We start from the raw sequence: 12,820 nt of genomic DNA, 5'->3' as shown, positions 1-12,820 counted from the left end.
ACCCACCACCCCCAACTGCCCACAAGGGCAGCGCCCAATGTCCCCGAGAGCCTGTCAAAGCACCGGCAACCTGGTGTCTACTCACTACCGAGGAATGCCGACACGGCGCCGGCGACCCGTGGGGACTGGTGAGCGATGCACGCAAACGGCGAGAAGGCCGACGAGCGACGGAAAGCGATACAGCGGGCTGCGGGCCCGGCGTCGCGACGATCCGGGGCGGCTGCGCAGCTGCTCGCGCTGCAATCGTCGGTCGGGAACGCCGCGGTGGTGCAGCTGATGCGGGAGGCCGGGGATCCGTGGCTGGCCGGGCAGCATCAGCATGGTGCCGGGTGTGGGCATGAGGGGCAGCACGAGGTTCAGCGCTCGTCCGTGCCTGACGTGCTGCGTGGTTCGGGCCGTCCGCTGGATAGCACGACCCGCGATGACATGCAGACCAAGATGGGTGCCGACTTCTCCGATGTGCGGGTGCACGATGACGCGACCGCGCGTGCGTCGGCGGCTGAGATCGGGGCTCGCGCCTATACCTCCGGCAACCACATCGTGCTCGGTGCGGGTGGAGCGGATAAGCACACGCTGGCGCATGAGCTGACCCACGTCATCCAGCAGCGGCAGGGGCCGGTCGCCGGGACCGCCGACGGGTCTGGGTTGAAGGTGTCCGATCCCTCCGACCGGTTCGAGCGGCAGGCCGAGGCGAACGCGTCGCGGGTGATGAGCGGCGGGTCGTCGTTGCTGGCGCCCGCACCGGCGCTGGCGGCCGGTGTGCAGCGGGCTGCCGGGCCGCAGTCCGGTGCCGAGCACGGCGGCGGGATCCAGCGCGCCCGCTACGCGCCCGGCGAGGAGGTGACGGCGCACCCCGGGTTCTGTGTGATCCTCAACGCGAGCCTGAACGGTGTCCGGCTCGGCCACTACACCAGTGAGACCTCCACCTGGTCGCCGCGGGACCATGCCGAGGACCAGCTCTGCGATGAGATCGAGCGGGCGATCATGTTCGCCAGCTCCGGCCACCTGAATGTGGCCACCATGGAGGCTGGCGGCGATGTCCTGGAGGCCATCAGCCGGCGCATGTACGAGGGGAAGAACAGCCACACGCTGCGCGTCACCCTGTCCGCGAGCCCGTGCTCCACCCGCCGTGGGACGACCACCAAGCACGAGGGTGAGGACGGCTGCGCCGAGCGGCTGATCTACCTGGCCAAGATGAAGTTCGGCCGGCACAAGGACCAGCGCATCAAGATCAAGATCAAGGCGCACCACCTGTACCGGCCCAGCCATCTGCGCGGCAGTGAGGCCAAGGCCGCGTCCCGGGCGGCGATGAACGACATGCGCTCGGCCGGCATCGAGATCGACGTCGACTGATCGGGCATCGGCGTCGACTGATCCGGCATCGGCATCGGTGTCGACTGATCCGGCGATGATCTGGTGATCCGGCGATGATCCGGCCGGGTGGTCGGGTGCCCGGTGCCCGGGTGTCCGGGTGGTCAGTTGGCAACCCGCCGTCAGCGCACCCGACCACCGAGCCGTACACGTTCTAGACTCTGCGACGTGGACAAGACTTTGGACGATTCGCTGGTCGGGCAGGTCCTCGACGAGCGCTACCGGGTCGACTCCCTGATCGCTCGCGGGGGCATGGCAACGGTCTACCTGGCCACCGACCGGCGGCTCGACCGGGTGGTCGCGCTCAAGGTCATGCACCCGGAGCTGGCGCGGCACGAGGAGTTCGTGTCGCGCTTCATCCGGGAGGCGAAGACCGCCGCGCGCCTGACCCATCCGAACATCGTCGCGGTGTTCGACCAGAGCGCCGACGGTGGGCACGTGTATCTGGTCATGGAGTTCATCGACGGCCAGACGCTGCGCGAGCTGCTGGGTGATCGCGGCCGCTTCACCCCGCGCGAGGCGCTGGAGGTGCTGGCGCCGGTGCTGTCGGCGCTGGGGGCCGCGCACCGGGGCGGCATGGTGCACCGGGACGTGAAGCCGGAGAACGTGCTGATCGGCAAGCAGGGCACCTACGCGTACGCGGTGAAGGTCGCCGACTTCGGGCTGGCCCGCTCGGCGGCGGCCGGGGCGACGGTGTCGCTGGCCGGGATGATCGTCGGCACCGCCTCGTATCTGGCGCCCGAACAGGTCAAATCCGGGGTCTGCGACGCCCGCTCGGACGTGTACTCCGCCGGGATCGTGCTCTACGAGATGCTGACCGGCGCCAAGCCGTTCGTCGCCGACTCCCCGATCCAGGTCGCCTACCGGCACGTCCACGACCAGGTGCCGCCCCCGTCGGGCAGCGTGCGCGGCCTGGACCCGGCGCTGGACGCGCTGGTGGCCCGGGCCACGGCCAAGAACCCGGAGGACCGGCCCGCCGACGCCAACGTCCTGCACGCCGAGGTGCTGCGCACCATCGGCAGCCTGCCGGACTCCGCGCTGGACTTCGGCGCGCTCCCGGAGGACTCCGATCCGGACCACACCGCGACCGCGGAGTTCGCGGACATGTCCGGGCAGCGCCACTTCGCCCGGACCCGGATGATGCCGGCGCCGGAGGCCACCCGCGCGGTGCCGCCGCCCCCGCCGCTGCCGTCGGACCCGACCCGGGTCGATCCGGCCGCGCGGGCCACCAAGCCCGGCCGCAAGCAGGTCTACAAGCCGCGCACGTCGCCGAACCAGCCGCGCCAGCTGATCCCGGCCGACCAGCCGTGGCGGCCGCGGCGCGGGCACTACGCGCTGGCCGTGATCGTCGTCATCGCGCTGATCCTGGGGATCGCGGCGTGGTGGGTGACCAGCGGCCAGTTCCGCGCGATGCCCTCGGTGCTGCGGCAGACCCAGGACGCCGCGCTGGCCGAGCTGACCCGGGACGGGCTGCACCCGCAGGTGGTGCCCGACTACAGCGACAGCGTGCCGTCCGGGCAGGTGATCGGCTCCTCCCCGGACCCGACCGGCAAGGTGAAGAAGGGCGGCTCGGTGACGATCACCGTGTCCCGCGGCCCCAAGCCGGTCGCGGTGCCGGACGAGTCGGGTCAGAGCACTGATACGGCCACCCAGGCGCTGCGGCAGGCCGGGTTCCAGGTGGTGATCGCCCCGGACCAGGCCTTCTCCGAGACCGTGCCGCAGGGCTCGGTGGTGGCTGTCAACCCACAGTTCGCCCAACCCGGGGCCACCGTCACCCTCACGTTGTCCAAGGGCGCCCAGACTTTCCCGGTACCGAACGTGACCGGACTTTCTGAGGACGAGGCCAAAGCCGCGCTGGCGGCCGCGGGGTTCGACAACGTAGAAGTCAATAAATGGTTCTTCGGCGACACCGTTCACTCACAGCAGCCCGCGGCCGGGACGTATGCGCGGCACAAGGACCCCGTTGCGATTTTCGAGAATCCGCTGTCGTGAACGGGAGCAGGACGGGACCGCGTGCGCCTTCCGTTTCGCCTTCCGGGAGGAAGACTTCAGCGATTCGGCCCGTTCGGGCCCGCCGGATGCCCATACTCGACAGTATCCGAGTGGTATCCGACCGGTGACGGAGCGTCAGCGATGGTCAGCCGTCTGCCGGAAGGGTATGGGGATGAGTGGACGTGAGCCGGCTCCGGCGGCGACGGGGTGAACCGCCGGGGCGACGGCGGCGGAATGATCCGCCGGCTCAAGGCGGCGGGCTGAGCCGCCGGAGCGACGGCGCACGGTGGGCAGGTAACGAGAGGGCGGGAGCAGGCAGTGGATCGCACGGTGGCGGGACAAGCTGCCACTCCCTTTTCCGGCACATCGGGCGTCCCCGAACAGGGATCAGCCGTGGCGGGAGGTGATAAGCGCACCCCCCGGCACGCCGCGCCGCCGCACGACTGGCACGACACCGCCGACTCGGTGCGCCTGCGTCTGGCCCTGCTGAACCGGGCCAGCGAGGAGATCGGCACCACCTTGGACCTGGTGCGCACCGCCGAGGAACTGGTCGCCATCGCCATCCCGGACTTCGCCGACACCACGTGGGTCCTGCTCCAGGAGCGGGTCGCCACCCACCACGAGATCCCGACGCCGTTCAAGGACGGCGGCGCCCGCGTGCGCCGGCTGGCCCTGGGCGTGTCGGAGAAGGACCCGCTGCCGATCGAGTTCTGGCTGTCCACGCTCCCGATCGGCGAGACCGCGGTGTGCCCGCCGGCCTCCCCCTTCGCCCGCTGCATGGCCGAGCGGCGCTCCCTGTTCTTCCCGGTGGTCCCGGACGAGTTGGCCGACCGCACCGCCGAGGACTTCGGCCGCCCCGACTTCTACCGCGCCATGGCCGGCCGCTCCCTGCTCATCAGCCCCCTGATGGCCCGCGGCCGGGTCCTGGGCCTGCTGGCCTTCAACCGCGACCCCGCCGAGCGCGCCGAGTTCTGCGGCCGGGACGTGGAACTCGCGGACAACCTGGCCCGGCGCACCGCGCTGTGCATCGACAACGCGCGGCTGTACAACTTGGAGAAATCGCAGGCGCTGACCCTACAGAGTTCGCTGCTGCCCAAGCGCGTCCAACCGCCGCCCGGCATGGAGGTGGCGCACCGCTACCTGCCCGGCAGCGACGTGGCCGAGGTCGGCGGCGACTGGTTCGACGTCATCCCCCTGACCGGCGGCCGGGTGGCGCTGGTGGTCGGCGACGTGATGGGGCACGGCATGCAGGCCGCCACGGTGATGGGCCAGCTCCGCACCGCGGTCCGCACCCTGGCGCGGCTGGAACTGCCGGTCACCGAGCTGATGGGGCACCTGGACGCCCTGCTCCCGGACATGGCCGACAGCTACCTGTTCGCCACCTGCATCATCGCGGTGCACGACCCCGAGGCGCGCACCTGCGAGATCGTGCGCGCCGGGCACGTCCCGCCGGTGATCGTCCACCCGGACTCGGCGGTGAAGCCGCGGATCGAGGACGTCCCGGCGAACCGCCCGCTGGGACTGGGCTTCGTCTCGGACCCCTTCGAGTCCTGGACGCTGGACCTGCCGGAGGGCTCGCTGCTGGTGCTGTGCACCGACGGCTTGGTCGAGTCGAAGAACCGCGACATCGGAGACGGATTACAGCTGTTGCTGGACAACCTGGGCGACCCCGAGGCCGGCTTGGAAGAGATCTGCGACACTCTCACCCGCACCCTGGTCCTGGAAGGCGACCGCGACGACCTGGCCTTGCTGGTGGCGCGCATCGGCCGGGCACCGTCCCGGTCGGCGTCGTGGGAACTGCCGGCGGAGACGTACGCGGTCCGCGAAGCGCGCCACTTCGTGCGCCAGCAGGTGGGCTCCTGGGGCCTGCCGGAGGACACCATCGAGACGGCGGAGCTGCTGGTCAGCGAACTGGCGACGAACGCGGTCCGGCACGCGGCGGGCCCCGGCCCGATCGAGATCCGGCTGTCGTATGACGAACGGCTCACCTGCGAGGTGGCAGACCAGGTCGGCGCGGAGCCCCGGCCCGCGGCGCTGCCGGACGACTTGGACGAGAGCGGGCGGGGGCTGTTCTTGGTGAGCGAGTTGTCGGCGGACTGGGGGTCGCGGCGGACCTCCACGGGGAAGGTTGTTTGGTTCGCATTGGAGGCGTTGGCTGTGGTGGCCGCGGCTTAGGGGTGACCCTCTAGCCCTCTAAAACCCGCACTTCACGAACAGCACCTCGGCCCGCTCCTGGTCGAACTCCCGCACCAACTCCACCGAAGCGGCGAGCGCCTCGTGCACCACCCCGTACATGTTCGACGGATTCCAGTTGATCGACATCCCCTTGGGCTCGACCAGAAGGAACGGCAGCCCGTCCAGCGTCGGCAGCTCCGACGGCGAGGCGGAGCCGGGCATGATCACCGCGCCCGGCACGCTGAAGTTGAACCGCAGGTGGTCGTGCATGCGCTCGCGGCCGGGGTCGTCCTGCCCGAATTCCTCCTCGCCGAGGTCGCGGTTGCGCGCGTAGCGGACCATGTCCGGGTCGACGGGTTCGGCGCCCAGGTAGCCGGGGCCGGTGTGTCGTAGGAGCGCGTCCTGGAGCAGCGCGTAGCAGTGGTAGAGCCGGTCGCGGACGCCGACCATGCGGAACTGGTACGCGCGGCGGTTCTTCGGGTCCAGCAGGAGCAGGTCCACGTCGTCGTGGAGGGTGAACACCTCGCGCAGGAACCAGGGGACCAGGCCGGCCTCCTCCAGTCCGTCCAGCCGGGCCATCAGCTCCGGGCGGCCGCGCCAGCGCTTGCGGGTGCCGACCGAGCGGGACAGCATCGTCATCGTCGCCATGAACGTCAGCTGCCCGGCGGTGGTGACGATCCCGTCGGTCATGATCCGGTCCGTGACGATCCGGTCGGTCAAGGTCCTTTCAGTCCTGATCCTGTCGTCGCGCCGGCGCTGATCGGCGAGCGCGTCCAGCTGCTGGATGAACAGGTCCAAGGTGGCGTCGATCGCCGCGCCCGGGTCCGCGCCGCGCTCGACCAGCGTGCCGCACAGCAGCGCCAGCACGGCCGTGTGGAAGAGGTCCCCGCCCGGCATGAGGTTGCGCACGGACACGACGTTGGCGGTCAGTTCCGCGGGGTCCTGCGACGCCATCAGGTCCGAGACCTCCGCCCCGGCCGCCGACGGCAGGAACAGCCCCTGGCCCTCGCGCAGGGCGTCGAGCTCCTCCGCGGTCGTCCGGGCCCGAACGAACTCGGCCAACGCTTCCAGCACGGTCTTGTCCCCCAACTTAGCATTCAGGTTCGAGCGGTCACTGTACCAAGACGCTGAGATGAGCTTCTCGCCGATCGAATATTAATCCGCTATTCGGCAACTTTATGAAACACTCGACGCGTGACCATCGAAGTCCCCGCTCCCGTCCCCGCCCCCGAATCAGCGCTGAGCCAGAGCCGGTACGCGGACGCCTACGCACTCTCGCGCCGATCCTCGCTCCTGGCAACCGGCGGGCTGCTGTTCACGACCGCGGTGTGGGGCACGACGTTCCTGGTCGTGAAGGACGCCATCGCCTCGGTGCCGGTCCTGGACTTCCTCGGGCTGCGGTTCGCGGTGGCGTGCGCGGCGATGCTCGCGGTCCGGCCGAAGACGCTGGCCGGGTTGGGACGCAGCGGTTGGCGGCACGGCGTGCTGCTCGGGCTGGTGCTGGCGGCCGGGTACGCGGCGCAGACCTTCGGCCTGCAAACCGCCTCGGCATCGGTCTCGGGCTTCATCACCGGCCTGTTCGTGGTCTTCACCCCGCTGATCGCCGCCGTAGTATTGCGCCGCCGGGTGCCCTCAGCAGTGTGGGTGGCGGTGGTGCTGGCGACCGTGGGCCTCGGGCTGATCTCGCTCCACGGCCTGTCGGTCGGCCGCGGTGAGTTGCTGACGGTCGTCGGCGCGTTCTTCTTCGCCGTGCACATCGTGGGCCTCGGCGAGTGGTCGCACCGGAGCGACGCCTACGCGCTGGCCGTGGTGCAGATCGGGACGGTCGCGGCGGTGTCGCTGCTGCTGGCGGTGGCCGGGCGCGGGCTCGGGTATGGCCACGGGCATGGCCACGGGCACCACCTGCTCACGCTCCCGTCGAGCACCGCGGGGTGGGCCTCGGTCGCGGTGACGGCGCTGCTCGGAACGGCCGCGGGCTTCTTCCTCCAGACCTGGTCGCAGGCCCGCATGCCCGCGACGCGCGCCGCCGTGGTGCTGACCATGGAGCCGGTGTTCGCGGGCGTGACCGGCGTCCTGGCCGGCGAGACACTGGCGGTGCGCGGCTGGATCGGGGCGGCGCTGGTACTGGCGGCGATGTACTCGGTGGAGTTGGGTGGGCGGCGGCGCTAGCTTGGCGCGCCGATCACCAACCGCTCACCCGCCGACCGACTGCTCCGCCCGAGCGATCTCCGCCTCATACTCCCCGGCGTCGAACCGGAACTCCGGCAGCACCGGCGCGGGCCCGTTCAGGTCGCGCCACCCGCCCCACACCACCTGCTCGCCGTCCAAGGTGATCGTCACGCACAGTGCCCCGCAGCAGTCCGGCGCGCAGTCCGCCTCGGCGAGCACCACCTCGCGCGGCTCGGTGTCGGCGCGCAGTTCGCCGTTCGGCCGCAGGAGTGCTTCGGGGGGCCGGCCCGGGCCGGAGACGAAGGCCTCGCGGATTATGTCGCGGCCGTCGATCATCGGGCGGACGGCCGCCTCGACGCCCCAATGTTCTGATCCGCCGACCTCGATCCGGATCCTGCTGAGCCCCGTCGCCATCCCCTGATTCTGACACTCCGGCGCGGTTGGCGCGCGCACATCGCAGCGTCCGAAATCCGCTGACACGTCTGTGCGGGATGGGGAGCGCGACGAGGAGCTCCGGGGGCCGCGACGACGGCTGCGGCCGCGGTCCGGCCTCGAACACGGAATCGGCGGCTGACGGGGAAACGTCAGCCGCCGGTCGCGCCGAGGAGCAGTCGCGCCAAGAAGTCGCGGGAGCGACCCGAACCCGAATATCAGTCCTCAGAGCCGCCGGAGCCGCTGGAGTCCGCGTCGTCGTCCGAATCGCCGTCATCGCCCTGCCCGACCGAGTCCACCTCGACCTCGAGCCCCAGCCGCTCGGCCAGCCAGCTGTGGAAGCCGATCGAGGCCTGCACCCAGTTCATGACGCTGCCCACGAAGAAGTCGACGTTCACGCCCTGCGGCACGACCATCTGCGACTCGCCGACCAGGCGCAGCACACCTTCCTCGTTGGTGTGCGTGTACACCTTCGGCCACAGCGAGTCCCGGTTCCACTCGTCGATGACGTCGAGCAGTTCCTGCTTCTCCTCCAGCGGGTACGCCCGCTCGTAGAACGCCCGGATCGCGAACAGCTCCTTGGCCTCGCCGCGGAACATCGCGTAGAGGCGGAAGCCCGGCCAGGAGGCGACGGTGTCGCCCTCCTCATCCGTGCCGTACTTGATCCCGACCTGCTCGAACAGGTCACCGATCAGCTTGGCGTCCGGCTTGATGATCGGCGGCGGGCCCTGCGGCGGCTCCTGCGGGCCGAAGTTCGGGATGGCTCCCGGGTCGATGGTCATGCGTTGTCCTCAGCGGCAGATTCAGAAGTTGGCCCTTCCATCCTGTCATCACCCGGGCGTGAGGCTGTACTCGCGGCGCGAGACTTCGGATGCCGGAACACACAGCACGGCCTCACTCCGGCCCCGCGCCGCCACCCTCAGCGCCGCCCTCAGCACCGCCGGCCTCAGCACCCAACCCAGACCCGGCGAACAAGTACTCCACCAACTTCGCCAGCGCCGGCAGCGCCGCGGCCACCGCCTCCTGCTCGGACCCCTCCAGCCGTTCCAGCGCCGCGCCGATGCGCCGCTGGTGCGCGAACTGCCAGTCGGCGAGCTGGTTACGGCCGGCCTCGGTCAGCTCCACCACGGCGACCCGGCGGTCGTCGGCGTGCGTGCCGCGCACCACCAGGCCGGCGGTCATCAGCTGGCCGATCAGGCCGCTGACCGTGGAGGTGGACAGGCGCTGGCGCGCCGCGAGGTCGCCGACCCGGGCCGGGGACCGGTCGCTGAGCGCCTGCATCAGCTCGATCTGCGCCATCGGCAGCGCCTCCCACGGGTACTCCGTGCGGATCGACGTGCGCAGCGCGCGCCGCAGCCGCGTCACCACGTCGGTGAGCTGCTGCGCGGTCGCGTCCGGGGTCAGTTCCGGACCGGCGGACGGCTGGGCGGGCGGGGTCTGCGGGGTCTGCGGCACCGGCGTTGGCATGTCCGCACCTTAGAAGACGAGGGCCCGGTTGCGCCCGCCCCTCCGCACGGTTGAGACACAGTGTCGGCGCTCCGAATATTTCGGTGTCCGAAACTTTCGGAGTACGCTGGAAATTGTGAACGTCCTCCTCCGCGAGCGCCCACGCCCCGAACGCATACGCACGCTGCCCACAGCCTGGCGGCTGGCCATCCTGACGGTCTGCTTCGGCGCCTTCATGGGCCAGCTCGACGCCTCGATCACCACCCTCGCCTACCCGGCCCTGCGCACCGAGTTCCACGCGTCCCTGTCCGCGGTCTCCTGGGTCTCGCTGTCCTATCTGCTGACGCTCACCCTGCTGCTGGTCCCGACCGGCCGGCTGTCCGACGCCCTGGGCCGCAAGCTCTTCTACATCTACGGCTTCGGCGTCTTCACCGCCGCCTCCGCCGCCTGCGCCCTGGCCCCGAGCCTGGACGCGCTCATCGCCTTCCGCGTGGTCCAGGCCCTGGGCGCCGCGATGCTCCAGGCCAACAGCATCGCGTTGATCTCCAACGCCGCCCCGCGCGAGAAGCTGCGCCAGGCGCTCGGCATCCAGGCCGCGGCGCAGGCCCTGGGCCTGGGCCTGGGCCCGGCGGTCGGCGGGCTGCTCGTCGACACCCTCGGCTGGCGCTGGGTGTTCGGGGTGAACGTCCCGGTCGGCGTGGTGGCCCTGATCGGCGGCGTCTACCTGCTCCCCCGCACCCGCGAGCGCAACCCGGGGTTCCGGCCGGACCTGGCCCCGCTGAAGAAGCACGACGTGCGCTGGGGCCTGCTCGGCGCGGCCGGCGGCTACCTGGTGCTGTTCGGCCCGCTGGTCCTGGTCCCGGTGATCATGGCGGCCCGCGGCAGCAGCGCGCTGGCCTCCGGACTGGTGCTGACCACGTTGCCGGTCGGCTTCGCGATCGGCGCCTCGTTCCTGAAGTGCCGGGCGCAGGTCGGACTGGGCCTGGCGGTCGCGGCCCTGGCCGGGCTGCTGGTGCTGCCGTTCGAGACGGCCGTGCTGGTCCCGCTGCTCGGCGTCCTGGGCCTGGGGCTGGGCGCCTACGCCCCGGCGAACAACGCACAGGTGATGGGGGCGGTGCCGCAGAAGCAGTCCGGAGTCGTCAGCGGGCTGCTGAACACCGCACGCAGCCTCGGCACCTCTGGCGGGGTGTTTCTGGTGACCACCGCTGTAGCGTTCGCGCACCACGACAGCGGACGCGGATCCCGCTATGCGTTCGGCGGCCTATTGGCCGTCTGTCTGCTCACCCTCGCCGTGGCGGTACGCCCGAGCCCGCACCCGGTCCCGGACGAACTCGTCGACGAGCCGCCAGCCCCACTCGGGCCGCAGGTCGGGCCGCTTGTGCGGGGTGACGATCAGCAGCGCGTCGCAGACCTGGGCAAGCTGCCACGCCAGCAGCGGAAGACGCGACACGTCGGCCAGGTGCAGCGCGAAACTGCACACCGTCAGTGAGTAGTGGCGGCCGGCCAGGGCACCGGCGGCCACGTCTTCGAAACTCAGTTCCTCTACAGAGCTCCCTGTAGCGGCGCTATAAGCGGCGGCCGTATAGGGGTCCACTCCGTCAACCTGCTCCGCGCCCAACTCCAGAAGCGCACGCGTCGCCTCTCCGCTGCCGCACGCCAGGTCCAACACGTGGTTCAGCTCTAGAGAGTTCCGCTCCACGCTCTCCTGGATGACGGCACGTACCGCGATCTCATGGGGATTGCGGTACGCGGCCCCGAAGCGCTTGTAATACTCCTCCGCTCCGTACTCTTCATAGGCGCCGCGGATGGAGGAAGACATACCCCAGCCTAAAACGCGGTCAGCCCAAGTCGCGCAGCTCCTTGGCCGCTCGTGCCACCTCCCCGAGCACGTGCGGAGTGAACTCGAACACCGCCTGGTCGCCCTTGAACGGGACGTCCGGCGACCAGGTGAAGCGCAACTCATAGCCGCTGCGCTGCCGTCCCCCCATGCGCGCCAGGGCCGCGCAGACCTCCTTGGCGAGCGTCGGGCGGGTCGCGCGGTAGCCGTTCACGATCGGGAAGTACGCCTGCGATTCGTGGTCCCCTATGGCCGCGCGGAAGGCGCCCAGCACGCCCTCGTACATGGTCCGCGTCACCTTCCGCTCCACCGGCTCCCCGATGTCCGGGGTGAGGACGGTCCGGATCGTGAGGACCGGCACTCCGGTGCGCGAGGTACCGACCTCGGCCCCGCGCACGAAGCCCCACGCGTGCTTGGTGTCCACGGCGCGCGCCGCGGCCAGCGCCAGATCCCGTAGGCCGGTCATGGCCGGCGCCAGACCGGCCAGGGAGAACTCGTTGAGGCGTACGTAGAGGACGTCCGCCCACCGCAGGTCCAGATCGCCGAGCACCGAGTCCGCGTCCCGCTGTTCAGCGTTCGCGACGGTCTCCAGCAGGTCGGTCATGCGCAGCGGATAATCGCGCAGCCGCTGGTCCAGCGGCACCAGCACCTCATAGGGGTGCGGGTTCGCGACCCCCGGCGGCGGGTCCAGCTCCCAGATCTGGCCGCGCCCGTAGTCGCGGCCTCTGCGCCAGCCCGTCGCTGCCAAATAGCGGAGTACGTCATCCGGCCGGAGCCTTGCGGCCCGGCCGGATGCGGAAGTGGGAGCGGTCATGACGTGAGCATCTCCCGGAACTCATCGCCGAACAGCCCGTGCAGGGCCCTGATAGTAAGCAGATTCTCACGCGGGACGCGTACTGTATACGTACTTGACCGGTTTCTTCCGGGCAACGGGAGCGCGTCATGGAAACACGCCCAATACGCGGCGTGCCGGAGGATTAGCCGGTCCGTGGTGATGTCCGTCCACGCCGAGGAAGCCCGCGGGACCACCACCAGGAACAGGAACCTGGGCACCAGGTAGTCACGGCCGGCGAGCCAGTTGAAGTTCTTGACCTCCAGCGGATAACGCCAGGCGACGTCGTTTCCGCGCGGGTCGGACCAGGACTTCACCTGGGCGTCTATCAGGGGGAACCCGCGGCGTCCGTCCACGGCGGGGTAGCGCAGCGTCCAGTCCACCCCGACCCGGTCTCGGTCGGAGCGCAGGGCGTCTAGATTGGCCGCGGCGGCCAGGGCTCTGATGAAGGTCTCACCGAAGTCGCCCTGGTGTCCGGAGTCGCCGAGGGTCAAGGGGCGTCCGGCACCCCCGGTCTTGTTCTCGTTGGCCTGGAACCCTTGGTCGATCGTCCCCGTCATGGCTTC

Annotated in this window: 11 protein-coding genes; 5 read left to right on the top strand and 6 right to left on the bottom strand. The window is 70.5% G+C overall.

Annotated elements, in window-relative coordinates:
* Positions 1-135 precede the first annotated feature (135 nt).
* The 3 genes from IZR01_RS54760 (at position 136) to IZR01_RS08325 (ending at position 5,538) form a co-directional block, all read left to right on the top strand.
* On the top strand, positions 136-1,353 hold the full coding sequence (locus tag IZR01_RS54760; protein WP_194923478.1) for an eCIS core domain-containing protein: 1,218 nt from the start codon (positions 136-138) through the stop codon (positions 1,351-1,353).
* A 186-nt stretch (positions 1,354-1,539) separates the two neighbouring features.
* Entirely contained in the window at positions 1,540-3,363 is a 1,824-nt protein-coding gene (gene pknB, locus IZR01_RS08330) for a Stk1 family PASTA domain-containing Ser/Thr kinase (protein WP_194923477.1), read from the top strand.
* 393 nt (positions 3,364-3,756) lie between these two features.
* Positions 3,757-5,538: an ATP-binding SpoIIE family protein phosphatase gene (locus tag IZR01_RS08325; RefSeq protein ID WP_194898857.1), complete on the top strand. Its 1,782-nt coding sequence runs from the start codon at positions 3,757-3,759 to the stop codon at positions 5,536-5,538.
* 18 nt (positions 5,539-5,556) lie between these two features.
* On the opposite strand, the gene IZR01_RS08320 is transcribed toward IZR01_RS08325, so the two are convergent.
* The gene (locus IZR01_RS08320; protein WP_194898856.1) at positions 5,557-6,627 is read right to left on the bottom strand and encodes a hypothetical protein; all 1,071 of its coding nucleotides are present in this window, start codon (positions 6,625-6,627) and stop codon (positions 5,557-5,559) included.
* Positions 6,628-6,732: 105 nt separating this feature from the next.
* Here IZR01_RS08320 and IZR01_RS08315 point away from each other — a divergent pair, with 105 nt between their 5' ends.
* Positions 6,733-7,707, top strand: coding sequence for a DMT family transporter (locus tag IZR01_RS08315; RefSeq protein ID WP_323746685.1), 975 nt, complete (start codon positions 6,733-6,735; stop codon positions 7,705-7,707).
* A gap of 24 nt (positions 7,708-7,731) precedes the next feature.
* Here IZR01_RS08315 and IZR01_RS08310 read toward each other — a convergent pair whose 3' ends face one another.
* From IZR01_RS08310 to IZR01_RS08300, 3 genes are all read right to left on the bottom strand, one after another.
* The gene (locus IZR01_RS08310; protein WP_194898855.1) at positions 7,732-8,121 is read right to left on the bottom strand and encodes a hypothetical protein; all 390 of its coding nucleotides are present in this window, start codon (positions 8,119-8,121) and stop codon (positions 7,732-7,734) included.
* Positions 8,122-8,357: 236 nt separating this feature from the next.
* The gene (locus IZR01_RS08305; protein WP_194923476.1) at positions 8,358-8,921 is read right to left on the bottom strand and encodes a type III secretion system chaperone family protein; all 564 of its coding nucleotides are present in this window, start codon (positions 8,919-8,921) and stop codon (positions 8,358-8,360) included.
* Positions 8,922-9,033: 112 nt separating this feature from the next.
* Entirely contained in the window at positions 9,034-9,606 is a 573-nt protein-coding gene (locus tag IZR01_RS08300) for a MarR family winged helix-turn-helix transcriptional regulator (protein WP_194923475.1), read from the bottom strand.
* 115 nt (positions 9,607-9,721) lie between these two features.
* Between IZR01_RS08300 and IZR01_RS08295 the strand changes: the two genes are divergently transcribed.
* A complete protein-coding gene (locus IZR01_RS08295; protein ID WP_323746735.1) occupies positions 9,722-11,074 on the top strand; it encodes an MFS transporter in 1,353 nt (450 codons plus the stop codon).
* Between the two features lie 349 nt (positions 11,075-11,423).
* Here IZR01_RS08295 and IZR01_RS08290 read toward each other — a convergent pair whose 3' ends face one another.
* Positions 11,424-12,236 (bottom strand): hypothetical protein, encoded by an 813-nt coding sequence (locus IZR01_RS08290; protein WP_194899338.1) that lies wholly within the window; start codon positions 12,234-12,236, stop codon positions 11,424-11,426.
* A complete protein-coding gene (locus IZR01_RS08285) occupies positions 12,233-12,814 on the bottom strand; it encodes a DUF4365 domain-containing protein (RefSeq protein ID WP_194899339.1) in 582 nt (193 codons plus the stop codon). Before IZR01_RS08285 ends, IZR01_RS08290 begins: the two co-directional genes overlap by 4 nt.
* Between the last annotated feature and the right edge of the window lie 6 nt (positions 12,815-12,820).

It is taken from the genome of Catenulispora pinisilvae (assembly GCF_015356865.1).
Taxonomy (GTDB): domain Bacteria; phylum Actinomycetota; class Actinomycetes; order Streptomycetales; family Catenulisporaceae; genus Catenulispora; species Catenulispora pinisilvae.
This window is presented reverse-complemented; position numbering and strand designations above follow the sequence as displayed.